Source organism: Curtobacterium sp. AG1037, from assembly GCF_003349855.1.
GTDB classification, from domain to species: domain Bacteria; phylum Actinomycetota; class Actinomycetes; order Actinomycetales; family Microbacteriaceae; genus Curtobacterium; species Curtobacterium citreum.
In genome coordinates, this window is record NZ_QQAO01000006.1 from 186,241 (window position 1) to 204,286 (window position 18,046).

The 18,046-nt window shown below is 72.7% G+C and carries 18 protein-coding genes; 9 read left to right on the forward strand and 9 right to left on the reverse strand.

From position 1 onward, the window contains the following. Positions 1-82 precede the first annotated feature (82 nt). From DEU32_RS11075 to DEU32_RS11090, 4 genes are all read left to right on the forward strand, one after another. Entirely contained in the window at positions 83-1,702 is a 1,620-nt protein-coding gene (locus DEU32_RS11075) for a DHA2 family efflux MFS transporter permease subunit (RefSeq protein WP_229666940.1), read from the forward strand. 162 nt (positions 1,703-1,864) lie between these two features. Continuing rightward, positions 1,865-2,380, forward strand: coding sequence for a MarR family winged helix-turn-helix transcriptional regulator (locus DEU32_RS11080; protein WP_180224749.1), 516 nt, complete (start codon positions 1,865-1,867; stop codon positions 2,378-2,380). Positions 2,381-2,466: 86 nt separating this feature from the next. Beyond that, positions 2,467-2,889 carry an organic hydroperoxide resistance protein gene (locus DEU32_RS11085; protein ID WP_058729284.1) on the forward strand — a complete coding sequence of 141 codons (423 nt, stop codon included), beginning with the start codon at positions 2,467-2,469 and terminating at the stop codon, positions 2,887-2,889. Between the two features lie 27 nt (positions 2,890-2,916). Next, positions 2,917-3,891, forward strand: a complete 975-nt coding sequence (locus DEU32_RS11090) for a zinc-binding dehydrogenase (protein ID WP_181819271.1) — start codon at positions 2,917-2,919, stop codon at positions 3,889-3,891. Between the two features lie 61 nt (positions 3,892-3,952). Here the strand turns inward: DEU32_RS11090 and DEU32_RS11095 are convergent, their stop codons facing one another. The 5 genes from DEU32_RS11095 to DEU32_RS11115 form a co-directional block, all read right to left on the reverse strand. Then, positions 3,953-5,731 carry a chloride channel protein gene (locus DEU32_RS11095; protein WP_181819267.1) on the reverse strand — a complete coding sequence of 593 codons (1,779 nt, stop codon included), beginning with the start codon at positions 5,729-5,731 and terminating at the stop codon, positions 3,953-3,955. A gap of 73 nt (positions 5,732-5,804) precedes the next feature. Then, positions 5,805-6,269: a MarR family winged helix-turn-helix transcriptional regulator gene (locus tag DEU32_RS11100; protein ID WP_058742475.1), complete on the reverse strand. Its 465-nt coding sequence runs from the start codon at positions 6,267-6,269 to the stop codon at positions 5,805-5,807. 20 nt (positions 6,270-6,289) lie between these two features. After that, a complete protein-coding gene (locus DEU32_RS11105) occupies positions 6,290-6,994 on the reverse strand; it encodes a DUF4396 domain-containing protein (RefSeq protein WP_241490207.1) in 705 nt (234 codons plus the stop codon). 160 nt (positions 6,995-7,154) lie between these two features. After that, on the reverse strand, positions 7,155-8,612 hold the full coding sequence (locus DEU32_RS11110) for a sugar porter family MFS transporter (RefSeq protein ID WP_114850581.1): 1,458 nt from the start codon (positions 8,610-8,612) through the stop codon (positions 7,155-7,157). A 277-nt stretch (positions 8,613-8,889) separates the two neighbouring features. After that, positions 8,890-9,378 (reverse strand): hypothetical protein, encoded by a 489-nt coding sequence (locus DEU32_RS11115; protein WP_147281451.1) that lies wholly within the window; start codon positions 9,376-9,378, stop codon positions 8,890-8,892. Between the two features lie 111 nt (positions 9,379-9,489). On the opposite strand from DEU32_RS11115, the gene DEU32_RS11120 reads away from it, so the two are divergent. Next, a complete protein-coding gene (locus tag DEU32_RS11120; RefSeq protein WP_114850583.1) occupies positions 9,490-10,395 on the forward strand; it encodes a LysM domain-containing protein in 906 nt (301 codons plus the stop codon). A gap of 72 nt (positions 10,396-10,467) precedes the next feature. On the opposite strand, the gene pgi is transcribed toward DEU32_RS11120, so the two are convergent. The 4 genes from pgi to DEU32_RS11140 all read right to left on the reverse strand — a co-directional run bounded on the left by pgi (position 10,468) and on the right by DEU32_RS11140 (position 15,396). Then, a complete protein-coding gene (pgi, locus tag DEU32_RS11125; RefSeq protein WP_114850584.1) occupies positions 10,468-12,174 on the reverse strand; it encodes a glucose-6-phosphate isomerase in 1,707 nt (568 codons plus the stop codon). 391 nt (positions 12,175-12,565) lie between these two features. Next, a complete protein-coding gene (locus DEU32_RS11130; protein ID WP_114850585.1) occupies positions 12,566-14,824 on the reverse strand; it encodes a cation-translocating P-type ATPase in 2,259 nt (752 codons plus the stop codon). Beyond that, on the reverse strand, positions 14,821-15,039 hold the full coding sequence (locus DEU32_RS11135) for a heavy-metal-associated domain-containing protein (RefSeq protein ID WP_114850586.1): 219 nt from the start codon (positions 15,037-15,039) through the stop codon (positions 14,821-14,823). Before DEU32_RS11135 ends, DEU32_RS11130 begins: the two co-directional genes overlap by 4 nt. Before the next feature lie 45 nt (positions 15,040-15,084). Beyond that, positions 15,085-15,396 (reverse strand): metal-sensitive transcriptional regulator, encoded by a 312-nt coding sequence (locus DEU32_RS11140; RefSeq protein WP_180224746.1) that lies wholly within the window; start codon positions 15,394-15,396, stop codon positions 15,085-15,087. 179 nt (positions 15,397-15,575) lie between these two features. Here DEU32_RS11140 and DEU32_RS11145 point away from each other — a divergent pair, with 179 nt between their 5' ends. From DEU32_RS11145 to DEU32_RS11160, 4 genes are all read left to right on the forward strand, one after another. Next, positions 15,576-16,769, forward strand: a complete 1,194-nt coding sequence (locus DEU32_RS11145) for a helix-turn-helix domain-containing protein (RefSeq protein WP_114850587.1) — start codon at positions 15,576-15,578, stop codon at positions 16,767-16,769. Positions 16,770-16,931: 162 nt separating this feature from the next. Beyond that, positions 16,932-17,387 carry an Asp23/Gls24 family envelope stress response protein gene (locus tag DEU32_RS11150; RefSeq protein WP_114850588.1) on the forward strand — a complete coding sequence of 152 codons (456 nt, stop codon included), beginning with the start codon at positions 16,932-16,934 and terminating at the stop codon, positions 17,385-17,387. Further along, a complete protein-coding gene (locus tag DEU32_RS11155; protein ID WP_114850589.1) occupies positions 17,380-17,571 on the forward strand; it encodes a DUF2273 domain-containing protein in 192 nt (63 codons plus the stop codon). Before DEU32_RS11150 ends, DEU32_RS11155 begins: the two co-directional genes overlap by 8 nt. Further along, positions 17,568-17,900: a hypothetical protein gene (locus tag DEU32_RS11160; RefSeq protein WP_114850590.1), complete on the forward strand. Its 333-nt coding sequence runs from the start codon at positions 17,568-17,570 to the stop codon at positions 17,898-17,900. Before DEU32_RS11155 ends, DEU32_RS11160 begins: the two co-directional genes overlap by 4 nt. Positions 17,901-18,046 lie beyond the last annotated feature (146 nt).

Genomic DNA, 18,046 nt, shown 5'->3' on the forward strand with positions numbered 1-18,046 from the left:
CGACCCGGACGCGCACGGGCCGCAGGCGTACATTGTCGTCAGCATGCTGACGATTTCCGTCTGCCGACCACCAGGAGGGCCCGTGCACACCCCGTCCGTCCCCGACCGCCGCCGCTGGGCGGGACTCGTCGTCATCAGCGTCGCGGTCTCCCTGATCATCGTCGACTCGACGATCGTGAACGTCGCGATCCCGAGCATCGTCGCCGACCTGGACATCGACTCGACGCTCGTGCAGTGGGTCCAGGAGAGCTACACCCTGGTGTTCGCCGCGCTGCTGCTCGTGTTCGGCTCGCTCGCCGACCGCTACGGACGGCGGCGCCTGCTGACGATCGGCGTCTCGGTCTTCGTGGCGGCCTCGGTGCTCGCGGCGATCGCCCCGACGGGGGACCTGCTCGTCGCGGCCCGGATCCTGCAGGGCCTGGGCGGCGCGATGGTGCTCCCGACCACGCTGTCGCTCGTCAACGCGACCTTCACCGGGCGTGAGCGTGGCATCGCCTTCGCGGTCTGGGGATCGACCATCGGCGGCATGGTCGCGGTCGGCCCGCTGCTCGGCGGCTGGCTGACGACGGACTTCTCGTGGCGCTGGGCGTTCGGGATCAACGTGCCGCTCGGCATCGCGATCGTCGTCGGTGCGTTCTTCACCGTCCGGGAGTCCCGGGACACCGCACACGCCGGCGGGATCGACGTGGTCGGTGCCGTGCTCAGCGTGCTGACGAGCGCGTCGCTCGTGTTCGGGTTGATCGAGGGGCGGACGTACGGGTGGTGGACACCCGCGGAGCGCTTCCGCGTCGGCGGCTGGGCGTGGCCGGCGGGCACCTCCCCGATCCCGTTCGCCTTCGCGCTGACCATCGTCGCCGGGATCGCCTTCGTCGCCTGGTCCCGACGCCGGCAGCGCTCGGGACGCTCGACCCTGATCGCGCTCGACCTGTTCCGCATCGGGTCGTTCCGGAACGGCTCGATCGCGGCCCTGATCGTGTCGCTCGGCGAGTTCGGGATCGTCCTGTCGCTGCCGCTCTGGCTGCAGAACGTGCTCGGCTACTCGGCACTGCAGACCGGCTTCGTCCTGCTCGCGCTGGCGATCGGCTCGTTCGTGGCGAGCGGGTTCGCGGCGACCGCCGGCCAACGGATCGGCCCGCTCCCCATCGTCCGGATCGGCATCGCCGCGGAGATCGTCGGGGTCGCGGCGATCGGGTTCGTCGTCTCCGCGGACACGCCGTGGTGGGCGGTCGTGCCGTGCCTGTTCGTCTACGGGTTCGGCGTCGGGCTCGCGACCGCACAGCTGACCGGGGTCGTGCTGCAGGACGTCCCGGTGGAGCGCAGCGGCGAGGCTTCCGGCGCCCAGAGCACCGCGCGGCAGATCGGGTCGGCGCTCGGCATCGCGGTGCTCGGGACGGTGCTCTTCACCAGCACGGGCGGACTCGTCCAGCAGCGGCTCGAGGACGCCGGGACCCCGTCCGGCGTCGCGTCCCGGGTGTCCGACGCGGTCGTGACCTCCTCCGGCGGGGCGATCGCCGGCCTCCGGGAGCGCGACGCAGCGACCGCCGACGTCGCCGCCACGGCCTTCAGCGACGGGACCCGTGCCGCAGCGTGGTCCGCCGCCGGGTTCCTCGTGCTCGGCCTGGCCGCGACGCTCCGGCTCCGTCGCCCCGACCCGACCCCGGACGAGCAGCCGACCGCCCGTTCGGCCGCTTCCCCCGCCTGACCCGCCCCTCCCCCGCGAAACGCAACCTCGGCGGTTCCTCGCAGCGGAATGTCGCTGCGAGGAACCGCCCACATTGCGTCTTGCGGAAGCGCAACCCGCCACAGCTCAGCACTGCGCGCAATTGGGTTGTGCACAACTGGGTTGCGTGGCACACTTGGGGGCATGCCGGTGACCGACGAGATGGTGTGCTTCTCGCTCTACGCGGCGTCCCGGGCCACCACCCAGGCGTACCGCGCGCTGCTCGAGCCCTGGGGCCTGACCTACCCGCAGTACCTCGTCCTCGTGACCCTGTGGATCGAAGGCGACCAGACCGTGTCGAGCCTCGGCGAGCACCTGCAGCTCGACTCGGGCACGCTCTCGCCGCTGCTCCGCCGCATGGAGCAGTCCGACCTGGTCCGCCGCGAACGCCGCAGCACCGACGAGCGCGTCGTCACCGTGACCCTCGGCGACCGGGGCCGCTCGATCCGGCCCGAACTCGCGCACGTCCCCGCGCGCATCGCCGCCGGGATGGGCCTGCCGGACGAGCAGGCCGCGCTCGAACTCATCGCGAACCTGCAGCGCCTGACGGCCACCATGCACGCTGCCGCCGACGCACCGGCCCCCGGATCCACCTCCGGCCCCGCACCCACAGCCGGTCCCGGCCCCGAGTCGCGCTCCCGGCGACGAGTCTCGGGCTGACGGACGCGGGACTCGTCGCCCACCCCGAGACTCGGGCCGGCCCGACGCCGGCCCCACTGACCCCCACGAAGGAAGGAAGGACCCACATGGACGTCCTCTACACCGCCGAGGCCCTCGCCACGGGCGAAGGCCGCAACGGCCACGTCGCCACCAGCGACGGCCGCGTCGAGCACGACCTGGCCATCCCGAAGGAGATGGGCGGCTCCGGCAACGGCGCGAACCCCGAGCAGCTCTTCGCCGCCGGCTACGCCGCGTGCTTCCACTCCGCGCTGCAGGGCGTCGCCCGCGCGCAGAAGGTGAAGATCACCGACTCGACCGTCGGCGGCCGCGTGTCCATCGGCCCGAACGGCCAGGGCGGCTACCAGCTCGCCGTCATGCTCGAGGTCGTCATCCCGGACGTCGAGCACGACGTCGCGCAGGCCCTCGCGGACGCCGCGCACCAGGTCTGCCCCTACTCGAACGCCACCCGCGGCAACATCGACGTCACCATCGTCGTCTCGGAGGACTGACCCATGACCGACACCATCCCCACCACCATGCGCGCCGTCGTGCACGAGACCTTCGGTGAGCCCGCCGACGTCCTGACCGTCGCCGAGCGCCCGGTCCCGCAGCCCGGCCCCGGCCAGGTGCTCGTCCGCACCGTCCTCTCCCCGATCCACAACCACGACCTGTGGACCATCCGCGGCACCTACGGCTTCAAGCCCGAGCTGCCCGCCGCCAGCGGCACCGAGGCGCTCGGCATCGTCGAGGCCCTGGGCGAGGGCGTCGACCGCCTGCAGGTCGGCCAGCGCGTCGCCGGCGGCACCTTCGGCGTCTGGGCCGAGTACTCCGTGGCCGACGCCGCCGGGCTCGTCCCGGTCCCCGACGCGATGGACGACGAGTCCGCCGCGCAGCTCGTCTCGATGCCGTTCAGCGCGATCAGCCTGCTGCACTCGCTCGACCTGCACGAGGGCGACTGGATCATCCAGAACGCCGCGAACGGCGCCGTCGGCCGCATGGTCGCACAGCTCGGCAAGGCCCGCGGCATCAACGTGATCGGCCTGGTCCGTCGCGCCGAGGGCGTCGAGGAACTCCGCGCCCAGGGCATCGACCGGATCGTCGCCACCGACGCGGACGACTGGAAGGACCGGGTCGCGGCCATCACCGGCGGCGCGCCGATCGTCGCGGGCGTCGAGTCCGTCGGCGGCAAGGCCGCCGGCGACATCGCCTCGGTGTTGGGCGAGAACGGCACGCTCGTCGTGTTCGGTGCGATGGCCTCCCCCACGCTCGAGATCCCGTCGGGCAAGGTCATCTTCGGCCAGCTCACCGTCAAGGGCTTCTGGGGCGCGGTCGTCAGCAAGACCATGCCCGCCGAGCTCAAGAGCCAGCTCTTCGGCGAGCTCATCACGCGCGTGCTCGACAGCTCGCTGACGCTCCCCGTCTCCGAGACCTTCGTCTTCGAGGACGCCCGTGACGCCGCCCGCGCCAGCGACACCGCGGGTCGCGTCGGCAAGGTCCTCCTGCGCCCGTAGCGGGTCCGGACCGCAGACGGACGGGAGGCCCGTGGCGACACCGCCACGGGCCTCCCGTCCGTCACGGGGCCGGGACCAGGGCCCGCAGCGCGTCCGTGGTGCCGAGCCACCCGACCGGCCGACCGTCGCCGTCCACGACCGGCAGGCCGGTCCCGCCGTCGGCGTCGACGACCCGCTCGACGACGTCGGCGAGCCGTGCGTCGGCCGGGACGGCCTCGACGTCCGCCAGGACGTCCCCGACCACGCGGGAGCCGAAGCCCTCGTCGGCGAGCAGCGCGTCGCCCACCGACCGCGCCGTCACCACCCCGGTCAGGCGACCGTCCGCGTCCACGACGACCAGCGCCCCCGCGTCCGCCGACCCGAGCCGGGCGAGTGCCTCGTCCGCGGTCGCCGTGGCGGGCAGCACCGGGCCGAGCGGCCGGATAGCCGCACCGACGGGCACGTCCGACCTGGCACCCTCGGTCGGCAGCGGCGCCGAGTCGGTCAGGTCCACCCCGCGGCGGCTGAGCTTGAGCGTGTAGATCGTGTCGCGGGACAGCACCCGCGAGACCGCGGTGGCGACGACGATCGCGACGAACAGCGGGAGCACGAGGGCGTAGTCGCCGGTCAGCTCGAACAGCATGATCCCCGCCGTGATCGGCGCCCGCGTCGACCCGGCGAACACCGCACCCATCCCGACGACCGCGAACGCACCGACCTGACCGTGCATCCCGGGCGCCACCGACGCCACGACCTCGCCGAAGGCCGCACCCGTCATCGCGCCGACGAACAGCGACGGCGCGAACACCCCGCCGGAGCCGCCGATGCCGAGCGTCAACGAGGTCGCGAGCACCTTGCCGACCACGAGCACCGCGAGGAAGCCGAGCGCGTACCGACCGGCGACCCCGTCCTCGAGCACCGGGTAGCCGACGCCGTACATCTGCGGCAGCACCAGGAGCAGCGCGCCGAGCAGCAGCCCGCCGACCACGGGCCGCAGCCACTCCGGGCCCCGGGTCGCCCGCCAGGCCACGTCGCAGAGGTCCTCGACCAGGTACAGCACGCGCGTGAAGCCGATGCCGACCGCGCCCGCGAGCAACCCGAGCAGGGCGAACAGCAGGTACTCCGGCGGGGTCACGGCGCCGATCGTCGGCAGGTGCAGGAAGGCCGTGTCCCCGAAGGCCGCACGGCCGATCAGGGCCGCCGTGACGCTCGCGACGGCGACCGCCCCGAACGACGTCGGCGTGAAGTCGCGGAGCAGGAGCTCGAGCGCGAAGAACACCCCGGCGACCGGGGCGTTGAACGTCGCCGAGATGCCCCCGGCCGCGCCGCAGGCCACGAGCGTGCGGAGCCGACCCTCGGGCATCCGCATCCACCGGCCGATCGTCGAGCCGAGCGCCGAACCGATCTGGATGATCGGCCCCTCGCGGCCGACCGAGCCGCCCGACCCGATGCAGATCGCACTCGCGAGGGCCTTGACCACGGCGACGCCGCCACGGATCCGGCCGCCGTTCCGGGCGATGGCGAACATCACCTCGGGGACACCGTGGCCGCGGGCCTCCCGGGCGAAGCGCTGGATGAGCGGTCCGTACAGCAGCCCGCCGACGGCCGGGGCGAGGACGACGAACCCGGCGCCGAGCCACGGGACCCAGGGGTTCGGCGGGTGCCCGGTCGTCGCGGCGTAGTCGGCGTGGCCGCTGAACAGGAGCGTCGCGTGCTCGATCAGCCAGCGGAAGACGACGGCGGCGACCCCGGCGCCGGCGCCGACGACGAGTGCGGGGAGGGCGAGGCGGAGCGCCGCGGACCCGAAGCGGGTCCCGGCGAGCCGGACGTGGGCGTGGACGGTGGGGATGCGGGCGGGCACGGTCCTCCGATCATTTGCATGCAAGCAATGATTGTACGCATGCAACTGTTGCTCCCCGCAAGAGCGGTCGGCGTCAGCCCCCGAAGGCGGAGACCTCCTCGGGCGCCGGCTCCCCCATCGCCCGGCGGAACGCCGCCATGCCCGCGACGGCGACCGCACGGTCCTGCTCGGGCATCCCCGCGACGATCGCCTCGAGTTCACGACGGCGGCGCTCGGTCACCTCGTCCACCAGGGCGCGCCCGCGGTCGGTGGCGGCGATGCGGACCTCGCGCCGGTTGTCGGCGCCGGGACGCCGCTCGACCCAGCCGCCCGCGACGAGCCGGTCGACGTTGCGGGTCAGGGTCGAGGGGCCGACCGCGAGCCGGTCGGCCAGGTCGCCGGAGCGCGTCGGCCCGAGGGAGACGACGAGGACGATGAGCCGGAACTGCGGCACGGTGACGTCCTCGAGCGCGGGGGCCAGGGACCGGGCGACGACCCCGAGGAGCCCCCGGGAGGCGGCGAGGACCTCGTCGATCCCCTGGACAGCGTGCTCCGACATGCCCTCATCCTGGCAGGCGGTCACATCGCCTCCTTGAGCCCCCACCGCACCAGGAGCGCGTTCACCGGGTAGGAGCACACGAAGCCCGCGACCATGGCCAGCTGCATCGCGACCCAGAACTCGGGCGTCGTCACCGCGAGCCGACCGCCCAGGACCGCCGGGAGCACCGCGAACTGCAGCAGCGCCATCACGCCGTACATGCCGACCTGCCACGCCGTGATGCTCAGGGTGTCGGCCTTGAGCGCGGCGACGAGCCCGTCCCGCCACCCGAGCCCGCGCATCGGGGCGATGGCCGCGTACTGGAACGCGATCCCCACCACGAAGGCGATCACGAAGTCGATGATCCAGCCCGCGAAGATCGGGTCCCCGTAGAGCGACCCGAGCCCGACGAGCGTGCCGAGCGCCGGGAACGCGACGAGCCCGAACTCCCCCACCAGGTCGCCGAGCGCGCACCCGGCACCGCAGTGGCTCGTGTCGATCGCGGTACCCGCCCAGCGGCCGTGTCCGTCCACGGTCGCCCGGCCGCGGCGCAGGTAGAAGACGAGCCACACGACGCTGCCGAACAGCATCGTGAGCGGCCAGACGAGCGCCATCACCCGCATGTGCGGCGGGTGACGGACGACGTCGACGGCCACGAACGCGGCGCAGCCGACCGCCACGACGAGCAGGACGGCGCAGACGGCCGTGAGCGCGGGCGGGAGGTCCGCCACCTGCAGTCCGGTCACCCTGTCCACCCTCCGCGCATGGTTGTACCCGTACAACCGCCGAGCGTACCGACGCGGCCGACGTCGGTTCCCGGGCTCGCGTCCCCCGCGTGACCGGCAGACGGACGGGAGGCGCGGTGCCCGCTGGCACCGCGCCTCCCGTCCGTCCCGTGCGCGCGCCTCAGGCGCGCGTCTGCTTCTTGTCGACCACGAAGATGTTGCCGGTGGTGACGCCCTCCTCGACCTCTTCGAGGGTGCGCCCGCGGCTCTCCGGGACGAACTTCCAGATGAAGAAGAGCGCCAGCAGGCCGACGATGCCGAAGCCGAAGAACGTCCCGGTGATCCCGGTGGCGGCGACGATCGTCGGGAAGTAGAGTCCGAGGAACGCGTTCGCGATCCAGAGGCAGAACACCGCGATGCCCATGCCGAGCGCGCGGATCTGGGTCGGGAAGATCTCGGACAGGATGACCCAGGTGGCGATGTTCAGGAAGGTCTGCATCGATCCGACGAACGCGACGACCAGGAACAGGATGACCCAGGGCCGGGCAGGGTTGCCCTCGACGAGGGTCATCGACGCGATCCCGATCAGGAAGTGACAGACCGTGGTCAGCGAGTACCCGATGATGAGCGTCGTCCGACGGTTGATCCGCTCCATGTTGGCGATGGCGATCACACCGCCGACCACGGCGATGACGCCGGGTGCGATGTTGGCGATGAGCGCTGCCGACTGCTGGAAGCCGGACTCGATCAGGACGGTCTGTCCGTAGTACATGATCGAGTTGATGCCGGTGAGCTGCTGCGCGACGCCGATGCCAGCCCCGATGAGCACGATGCGGATGAGCCACTTGTTGCCGAGCAGGGTGCGCCAGCCGCTCACCCGCTCGACCTTCGCCTCGAACTCGTTCGTCCGCTTGATGTCGTCGAGCTCGGCGACCGCACGCTCCCGCGATCGGATCTGTCCGAGGACCTCGAGCGCCTCGTCGTTGCGGCCCTTCGACGCGAGCCACCGGGGCGACTCGGGGACGCGGAGCATGCCGACGAAGAGCGCGATCGCCGGCAGGGCGCAGACGGCGAGCATGACGCGCCAGACGCCGTTGCCCTCGCCCAAGAGGTTGCCGATGATCGCGTTCACGACGAAGGCCGCGAGCTGCCCGATGACGATCATCAGCTCGTTGCGACCGGAGAGGGATCCGCGGATCTCGTACGGCGCGAGCTCGGCGAGGAACACGGGGACGACCGTCGAGGCACCGCCCACCGCCAACCCGAGGAGCACTCGGCCGATCACCATGACGCCGAACGCCGGCGCGGCGACACAGACCACGGTGCCGACGAAGAACGTCACCGCGAGCAGGATGATCGTCTTGCGACGCCCCCAGCCGTCGGCGATCCGACCGCCGAGCATCGCGCCGATCGCGGCCCCGAACAGCAGGGAACTGGTCACGACGCCCTCGGTGAGGTTCGTCAGCCCGAGCTCCTGCTTCATGGGCAGCAGAGCACCGTTGATCACGCCGGTGTCGTAGCCGAACAGCAGGCCGCCGAACGTGGCGACGAGCGCCAGGACGCCGAGGCGGCGACGGTGCGGGCCGGTGCCCATCGGGGGCAGTGCGACCTTCGGTGCTGTCGGCTTGATGTCGACCATGCGGTGACTCCTTCGTCGGGTGATCGCGCGTCTTCGCGTGGGACCGATGGTAGCCCCGATCCATGTCCTGTCAATCACACATTAAGCCAATCTGACGTGTGTATCGCTCCATGAAAGCCCCGATCAGCGCTGGAGCGGTCCAATCACCCGAGCGCGCGCCCCTGCCGCCAGCCGCGGGCAGCCGTGGTCGGCCGAGTCTCGTGCTGGGCGACGAGTCTCGCGTCGGGCAGGCCGAGACTCGTCGGCCACACCGAGACTCGCGGTCCGCCGCGCTGCGCTACTCGTCGCCCAGGACGTCCCCGAGCGAGGCCATCCCCGCTCCGTGGTCCGTGTACCGCCGCACCGTCCGACGGGCCGCGGCACTCGCAGCCCCCGCGAGCGCCGGGTTCCGCCGTGCGGCGTCCGCCACCCGTCCCGCGTGCCCGGCGGTGGACAGCAGGACGTTCGCGAGCGCCCGGGCGTCGCCGGACTCCGGGACGCCGGTGACGGCCCACGCGCTCCGGAGCTGGTCGTCCGGTGTGACCCCGCGGCGGGTGCCCATCCGGTGCCAGTCGGACAGGGCGCCCTCGGTCCGCGAGGCCGCGCGCTCGACCTCTCCCGCGCGACGGCGCTCGACCGACCGGGCAGCGTCGGCGGCGTCCGACCCGGGCTCCCGACCGGCGACCGCCTCGGCACGCTGTCGGGCGTCGGTGGCGTCCCCGCCGGCGGCCGCGATCCGTGCGGCGTGGGCGGCTGCGGCGGCGGCGAGGATCTCGTGGCGGTCCATGCCCTCGACGGTAGCCGCTCCGACCGACAGCATGGGTCCGGCGACACATCCGTGCACCTCGGACTCGTGCAGTCGCGAGCGGCTCGGTACGCTCGGACCCGAGGGGGAATCATGAACCGAACGGCCGCGATCAGCGTCGCCGCACTGACCCTGGTCGCACTGTCCGGCTGCTCACTGTTGCGCGGGTCCGACGGAGCGCTCCCGGCGCCCTCGGACCCGGCGGCGGCGTCGGCCACCGCGACCCCCACGCCGTCCGCGACCGCCGACGGCACGTCCGACGCCGAGCGACTGGCCGCCTCCGCCACCCCGCGCGTGCCGACCCCCGCCCCGACCGAGGCCGCGGCGCCCGACCCCGAGCTCACGCCGATCCCGGCCGGGACCGTGCTCACCGAGGCCGACGTCGCATCGCCCAAGGGCAGCATCCACTTCCACCTCCGGGTCGTGGCCGACGGCGACGACACCTTCACGGCGCAGTACACGGGCTTCACCTCGACGCTGCCGGTGCCCGTGGGCGTCGGGTTCTTCGAGAAGGCCCGTCAGGTCGGCGACGCCCTGACCTACCACGGCGTCGGGGACCACGTCCTCGGCGGACCGACGTCCGGGCCGCAGTCGGTCGACGTCCCGCTGGACGGCTCCGGCGTCGACCCGTCCGGACTCACCGAGCTCGTCGTCGCCTCGGCCGCCGCGCAGGGGCAGGACGTCCCCGTCGAGATCGCGCTCGACAAGGTGCTCGCCGTCTCGACGGTGCGGTGGTCCGTGCCCGCTCGGCAGACGAACGTGCACCCGGTGGACGGCGGCGTGCGGGCGAACGCCTCGGGTCCGGTCACGGCGACGACGGCGTCCGGAGCGCCGAAGGCCTACACGGTGCGGTCCGGGGACCTGATCGCGGACGTCGCGCTCCGGTTCGGGATCACCGTGAAGGACCTCGTCTGGCTGAACCAGGGCCTGCAGGTCTTCGACGACGACCAGGAGCTCTACCAGGACACGTCGCTGAACCTCGACCCGCTCGGTCGCTGACCCCCACGAGACGGACGGGAGGCGCATGGCGGACCCGTCACGCGCCTCCAGTCCGTCTCGGGGTGACGCGGTCTAGCCGCGCAGCTCCAGGTACTTCGCGATGAGCGCCTTGGTCGACGAGTCCTGCGCGTCGAGCGCGGACTGGTCGCCGTCGACCGCCGGGGCGATCTGCAGCGCGAGCTGCTTGCCGAGCTCCACGCCCCACTGGTCGAACGAGTCGATGCCCCAGATGGTGCCCTCGGTGAACACGATGTGCTCGTACAGCGCGATGAGCTGGCCGAGGACGCTCGGGGTGAGCTCCGGCGCGAGGATCGACGTCGACGGCTTGTTGCCGGTGAAGGTGCGGGCCGCGACGATCCCCTCGTCCGTGGTGCCCTCGGCGCGGACCTCGTCGGCGGTCTTGCCGAACGCGAGCGCCTTCGTCTGCGCGAAGAAGTTCGCGAGGAACAGGGCGTGCACGTCCTGGCCCGGCTGCACGGCCTTCCCGTCGCCGGACTCGTCCTTGAGCGGACGGGCCGGCTTCGCGACCGTGATGAAGTCCGCCGGGATCAGGCGCGTGCCCTGGTGGATGAGCTGGTAGAACGCGTGCTGGCCGTTCGTGCCGGGCTCGCCCCAGAAGACCTCGCCGGTGTCCGTCGTGACGGGGCTGCCGTCCCAGCGGACGCGCTTGCCGTTCGACTCCATCGTGAGCTGCTGCAGGTACGCGGCGAAGCGGTGCAGGTACTGCGTGTACGGCAGGACCGCGTGGCTCTGGGCGCCGAGGAAGTTCGTGTACCAGACGTTGAGCAGGCCCATCAGGACCGGGACGTTCTGCTCGAGCGGGGTGGTCCGGACGTGCTCGTCGATGGCGTGGAACCCGGCGAGGAACTGCTCCCAGTTCTCCTTGCCGATGGCGATCACGACCGAGGTCCCGATGGCGGAGTCGACCGAGTAGCGGCCGCCCACCCAGTCCCAGAAGCCGAAGGCGTTCTCCGGGTCGATGCCGAACGCGGCGACCTTGTCGAGCGCGGTCGACACGGCGACGAAGTGCTTCGCGACGGCGTTCGACTTCTCGTCCTCGGACGCGTCCGTCAGGCCGAGCCGCTCCCAGAGCCACTGGCGCGCCAGGCGGGCGTTCGTCAGGGTCTCGAGGGTGCCGAAGGTCTTCGACGCGACGATGAAGAGCGTGGTCTCGGGGTCGAGGTCCACGGTCTTCTCGTAGATGTCGGCGGGGTCGATGTTCGAGACGAAGCGCGCCTCGAGCCCGGGCTGCACGTACGGCTTCAGGGCCTCGTAGACCATGACCGGGCCGAGGTCCGAGCCGCCGATGCCGATGTTCACGACGGTCTCGATGCGCTTGCCCGAGACGCCGGTCCAGGCGCCGGAGCGGACCTGCTCGGCGAACGCGTAGACCTTGTCGAGGGTGGCGTGCACGTCGGCGTCGACGTCCTGGCCGTCCACGACGAGCGCCGGCTCGATGCCCTTCGGACGACGGAGCGCGGTGTGCAGGACGGCGCGGTCCTCGGTCACGTTGATGTGCTCGCCGGCGAGCATCGCCTGGAAACGCTCGGCGACCTTCGTGTCCTTCGCGACCTCGAGCAGCGCGTCGAGGATCTCGGGCGTCACGAGGCCCTTGGACAGGTCGACGGTCAGGTCGGCGGCCTGGAACGTGTACTGCTCGGCACGACCGGGGTCGCTGTCGAACCAACCGCGCAGGTCGGGGGTGAAGCCGTCGGCGATGCCGACGAGCTTCTTCCAGCCGTCGGTCGACGTGGGGTCGACGGGAGCAGATTCGGTCACTTCGGTCCTCCTGGGATCGCGTTCGATCAATCGAGCCCGCGGGTCACCGCAGCGCTGCGTCGCGGACCACGTCCGAGCGTAGTGCCGTCCGTACAGGCGCGCGCACAGCGGCCGTTCCGCTCGTGGCGGACCGTTCCGCGCACGGGTGACCGTTCCGCGCATCGGGTGCCGGACCTTCCGTCCTTCGACGCGCGGTCCTGCATCCCACGTCACGTGCGATGGGCAGGAACCGCCGGACGGGAGGCACGACCAGCGTCCGCCGCGCGCGTCACGCGAGCAGCGCCGCCAGGACGCCCGCGACCGGTCCCGCGGGAGCCGACCGCCAGGCGCGACCGGCCCGCAGGTGGAGCCGCGCACCGCGCGCGACCGCCCACACCCGGAGTCGCTGCGGTCAGGACCGGGCGGCGAACCGGCGGAGCCGCAGGCTGTTCGTCACGACGAAGACCGACGAGAACGCCATCGCCGCTCCGGCCAGCACCGGGTTGAGCAGCCCCGCCATCGCCAGCGGGATCGCCGCGACGTTGTACGCGAACGCCCAGAACAGGTTGCCCCGGATCGTCCGCAGCGTCGCCCGCGCGAGCCGGACCGCGTCGGCGACGACGGTCAGTCGGCCGCTCACCACCGTGATGTCGCTCGCCGCGATCGCCGCGTCGGTGCCGGCACCCATCGCGATCCCGAGGTCGGCCGCCGCCAGGGCCGCCGCGTCGTTCACGCCGTCGCCGACCATCGCCACGGTCCGCCCCTCGGCCTGCAACCGCCGGACGGTCTCGAGCTTCGACGCCGGCGTGGCCCGTGGGTGCACCTCGTCGATGCCGACCTGTTCGGCGACCGCACGGGCGGCACCCGCGTTGTCGCCGGTCAGCAGGACCGGGCGGAGCCCGAGCTCCCGGAAGCGCCGGACCGCGTCGGCGGCCTCGGGTTTGACGGTGTCGCCGACCACGACCACCCCGAGGGCGGCCCCGCCGCGAGCGACCACGACCGCGGTGCCGCCGGCGGTCTCGGCCGCCGACGCGGCGGCCGCGAGGTCGTCCGGGAGCGCGACCGCCCAGTCCGACGTCAACCAGGACGCCGTGCCGACGAGCACGACCTCGGCGGCGTCCCCGGTCTCGACGAGCGCCTGCACGCCGGCACCGGGGACCGCGCGGAAGTCCGCCGCGCGGGGCACGTCGAGCCCCCGGGCGCGTGCCGCCTCGACCACGGCGCGACCGACGGGGTGCTCGGAGCCGTCCTCGACGGACGCCGCGAGCGCGAGCACCGTGGCGCTGTCGGCCGACGCGGCGGCCCGCACGTCCCGGACCGCCATCTCGCCGGTCGTCACGGTGCCGGTCTTGTCGAGCACGATCGTGTCGACCGTCCGCGTCCGCTCGAGTGCCTGCGGTCCACCGATCAGGATGCCGAGCTGCGACCCCCGGCCGGTCCCGACCAGCAGCGCCGTCGGGGTCGCGAGCCCGAGGGCGCACGGGCAGGCGATGATGAGCGTCGCGACGGCCGCGGTGAACGCCGCCGTCACCGAGCCGCCCGCGACGAGCCACCCGACGAACGCGACGACGGCGAGTCCGATGACGACGGGCACGAACACGGCGGAGACCCGGTCGGCCAGGCGCTGCACCGCGGCCTTGCCGGTCTGCGCGTCCTCGACGAGCTTGCCCATCCGCGCGAGCTCGGTGTCGGCGCCGACCGCGGTGACCTCGACCACGAGCCGACCGCCCACGTTGACGGTCGCCCCGGTCACCCGGTCGCCCGGCCGGACCTCGACGGGGACGGACTCGCCCGTGATCATGCCGAGGTCGACCGCCGAGGAGCCGTCCCGGACGACGCCGTCGCTCGGGATCCGCTCCCCCGGTCGGACGACCACGACGTCACCGACGACGAGCGAGGCGGTCGGGACCCGCTGCTCGACCGGGCCGCCGGGACCGTCGCGGAGCACCGAGGCGTCCTTCGCCCCGAGGGCGAGCAGCGCACGCAGCGCCTCGCCCGAGCGCTGCTTGGCCCGGGCCTCCATGTACCGCCCGGCGAGGATGAAGACGGTCACGGCCGCCGCGACCTCGAGGTACAGGTCGCTCGCCTCGGGGTCGGTCGCGAACCACGAGAACGCCATGTGCATCCCCGGCCGCCCGGCGTCGCCGAGGAACAGCGCGTACAGCGACCAGAGGAACGCCGCGCCCACCCCGACGCCGACCAGGGTGTCCATAGTCGCCGCACCGTGCCGCGCGTTCGTCCACGCCGCACGGTGGAAGGGCAGGGCACCCCACACCGCGACGGGGGCCGCGAGGGCGAGCGCTGCCCACTGCCAGTTCGGGAACTGCAGCACGGGCACCATCGAGAGCAGCACGACGGGCACCGCGAGCACCGCGGACACGACGAGTCGCTGCCGCAGGGCCGCGGTCGGATCAGCGGGCGGGACGTCGCCGTCCGACTCGGGTGCCGCCGGGGCGTGCACGGTCGCGCCGTACCCGGCGGCCTCGACCGCGGCGATGAGGGCGGCGGTGTCCGCCGCGTCCGGGCCGGCGACCTCGACCTGCGCCTGTTCCGTGGCGTAGTTCACCGTCGCCGTGACCCCCGGGAGCTTGCCGAGCTTGCGCTCGATCCGGTTCGCGCACGAGGCGCAGGTCATGCCGGTGATGTCGAGCTCGACGACCCCGTCGCTCACCGTGCCACGACCTCGTAGCCCGCCTCGGCGACGGCGGCGCGCACGGCCGCGGGGTCGAGCGGACGGTCGGAGGTGACGGTCACGGCCGAGGAGCCGCCCGGCACGAGCTCGACCGCGACGTCGGTGACGCCCTCGAGCTCGGACACCTCCTCGGTGACGCTCGCCACGCAGTGCTCGCAGGTCATGCCGGTGACGGCGAGGGTCTCGGTGCTCATGGGGTTCCTTCCGGTCGGTGGATCAGTGATCGTCAGCAGGGGTGGTCAGGAGCGCACGAGGCGTGCGATCGCGTCGCTCGCCTCGCGCACCTTGACGTCGGCGGCGTCGCCGCCCTCGGCGACCGCCTCGGCGACGCAGTGCCGCAGGTGGTCCTCGAGCAGCGACAGCGCCACGCGCTCGAGCGCGCGGTTGGCCGCGGAGATCTGGGTGAGGACGTCGATGCAGTACGTCTCGTCCTCGACCATGCGCGCGATGCCACGCACCTGCCCCTCCGCGCGGCGGAGCCGCTTGAGCAGGTCGTCCTTGTCGTCGATGTACCCGACGTGCGCGTGGTCGTGCATGCTGTCCTCCGGCATGGCCAACACGGTACCCCCCTGGGGTATTCCGCGTGCGGTCGCGCAGGTGGTGCGGATCGGCCGGGAGGCACGTGGCGGGCCCGCCACGTGCCTCCCGGCCGGGGGTGTCCGGGCCTGTCTGCGGTCCGCGATCCGTAGTCGTCAGCGCGGTTCCCGGACAGTGCTGTCATGATGCGCGGGTGAGCACCTCGTCGACGAACGGATTCCGCCGACTGCGGTTCACCGACGGCGACGGCACCTCGTACGAGCGGATCTTCTCCGCGGAGTACAACGGTCGCGACCTCGGGACGGACACCTTCGTGACCGAGGGGACCCACTACGAGTACACGATCGTGGGCGACGACGACCTCACGCTGCGGACCATGCGCTCCGAGGGTGGACGGCGGGGCGGCGTCATCGGGCCGCGCGACGACCACGTGGTCTTCTGGCTCACCAAGGGCCTGCTCGAGATGCACTTCGCGGACCGCTCCCGGATCATCGAGCCGGGGAGCGCCTACATCGCGTCGGCGTCCGAGGCGTACCGGTTCGAGTCGGCGGACACCGTCTACAACGGCCTGCACCTGTCCGACGCCTTCCTGCGGTCCGTCGGCGACGAGCTCGGCTACCGGCTGCCGTCCGGGCCGCTCCTGTTCGACCAGCAGGACGAGGCCGTCGCGCAGCGTGAACCACTGCGGCGGCTCGTGCAGGACCTCGCGCCGGCGCTCCTCGACGACCGCGTGGTCGGTCCGATGCGCACGGCGCTCAACCGACGGCTGGCGACCGTCGTCCTCGACACCTTCCCGGTGCGGGACCGCGGGGACGACATCCCCGTCGCGAACCGGTTGCGGGACGCGATCCGGTACGTCGAGGCCCACGCCGCCGACCGCCCCTCGGTGCCCGAGATCGCCGCCGCGTGCGGCCTGAGCCAGCGCGGGCTGCAGGACGTCTTCGCGCGCACCCTCGGGACGACGCCGAACCGGTTCCTCCGCGACCACCGCCTGGACTGCGTCCGCCGTGCACTCCTGCACGCCGCCGGCGACGACGGCGTGACCCCGATCGCGCGGCAGTGGGGCTTCACGAACCCGGGGCGCTTCGCTGCGGCGTACCGGGAGCGCTTCGGCGAGGACCCGGCCGCGACCCTGCGGGCGTCGCGCGCGGCGCAGCCCGAGACGGGCCGGTCGTCCTGGCGGGTGCGACGGGCCGTGGCGCACATCGAACGGCACGTCGACGCGGAGCTGACGGTCGAGCAGATCGCGGCGGCCGCCGGTGTCCGACCTCGCCGGCTGCAGCAGCTCTTCCAGGAGGAGTGCGGGCAGTCCCCCATGGCCTACGTGCGCGCCCTCCGCTCCGCTGCACGGCGCAACACCCGGGCCGGAATCGGCGGCCGGGCCTGAGCCTCAGCTCACGGGGTACAACGAGAACCGCCGTTCTGGCGTCCTGGCTGGAAGTTCTCTGGAACCGCTGAACCGAGCGTGACGAACCTCGGTGGCAGTCCGTCCCACTCGTGAACAGCATCCGCTGGGATCGCCCGGCGGACACCTCGGAAGGAGCAACCAATGGCTGACACCACGAACACCACCCCCGCCACCACCGCCGCTCGCGCGACCGGCTCGCACGCTTCGGGTTCGACCTCGGGCAAGACCACGATCGACGACACCGTCGTCTCGAAGGTCGCCGGCATCGCCGCCCGCGAGGTCAACGGCGTGCACTCCCTCGGCAACGGCGCGGCCCGTGCGATCGGCGCCCTGCGTGACGCGATCGGCCAGCGCGACTACGGCCAGGGCGTCAAGGTCGAGGTCGGCGAGAAGCAGGTCGCTGCCGACGTGGTGATCGTCGCCGAGTACCCCGTGTCGCTGCAGCAGGTCGCCGACGGTGTCCGCTCGTCGGTCGCCCGTGCGCTCACGCAGATCGTCGGCATGGAGGTCGCGGAGGTCAACGTGACCGTCCAGGACGTCCACATCCCGGGTGACGACGACGACAACGAGGACAAGAAGGAGTCGCGCGTTGAGTAACACACTCGTCGGCGCCCTGATCGGCGCCATCCTGGCCGTCGTGGCCCTGCAGTTCGGTTTCTGGGGCTTCGTCCTGGTCATCGTCTTCGGCCTCGTGGGAGCCCTCGTGGCTGCCCTGGTGACCGGCAAGATCGACCGGGGCGCCCTGACCGACGTGCTGACCGGACGCCGGAGCTCCCGGTGAACGCCGGCCCGGAGGGCCTCGCCCAGAGCTCCGTCCCGGGCCGCGTCGAGATCACCGCTCGTGCACTGACCGCCCTCGCCCGGGCAGTCGCAGCCGAACGGCTCGGCGCTCCCGCGAAGCGAGTCCGTGTCGGGCTCGGTGACCACGCCGGCGCCCTGGCGCTGGACGTCACCGGCCCCATCCGTGCCCAGGCGGACGTCCTCGGGGCGGCTTCGGCCGCCGCCGAGCGGGTCCGCTCGCGGGTGTCGGAGTTGTCGGGGCGGCAGGTGGGCAGTGCCCACATCGAACTGACCGGGATCGTGCGTGAGCACGAGGACCGGGTCCGGTAACAGGAGGAACTGATGAGCAGCACTTCTTCGCTCGAGCGGCGCCTGCGCCGCCGGAGCGTGCACCGGTCCCGGTCCACCGCGGTCGCGATCACCCTGATCGTCACCGCCCTGGTCGCGGCGTGGATCGGCGTCGAAGCGGTCCTGAA

Bases quoted from the DNA above. Each gene is read 5' to 3' on its own strand.
- DEU32_RS11120 (WP_114850583.1), top strand. From the start codon at position 9,490: ATGAACCGAACGGCCGCGATCAGCGTCGCCGCACTGACCCTGGTCGCA.
- DEU32_RS11090 (WP_181819271.1), top strand. From the start codon at position 2,917: ATGCGCGCCGTCGTGCACGAGACCTTCGGTGAGCCCGCCGACGTCCTG.
- DEU32_RS11150 (WP_114850588.1), top strand. From the start codon at position 16,932: ATGGCTGACACCACGAACACCACCCCCGCCACCACCGCCGCTCGCGCG.
- DEU32_RS11115 (WP_147281451.1), bottom strand. From the start codon at position 9,378: ATGGACCGCCACGAGATCCTCGCCGCCGCCGCAGCCGCCCACGCCGCA.
- DEU32_RS11140 (WP_180224746.1), bottom strand. From the start codon at position 15,396: ATGCCGGAGGACAGCATGCACGACCACGCGCACGTCGGGTACATCGAC.
- DEU32_RS11100 (WP_058742475.1), bottom strand. From the start codon at position 6,269: ATGTCGGAGCACGCTGTCCAGGGGATCGACGAGGTCCTCGCCGCCTCC.
- DEU32_RS11110 (WP_114850581.1), bottom strand. From the start codon at position 8,612: ATGGTCGACATCAAGCCGACAGCACCGAAGGTCGCACTGCCCCCGATG.
- DEU32_RS11085 (WP_058729284.1), top strand. From the start codon at position 2,467: ATGGACGTCCTCTACACCGCCGAGGCCCTCGCCACGGGCGAAGGCCGC.
- DEU32_RS11135 (WP_114850586.1), bottom strand. From the start codon at position 15,039: ATGAGCACCGAGACCCTCGCCGTCACCGGCATGACCTGCGAGCACTGC.
- DEU32_RS11080 (WP_180224749.1), top strand. From the start codon at position 1,865: ATGCCGGTGACCGACGAGATGGTGTGCTTCTCGCTCTACGCGGCGTCC.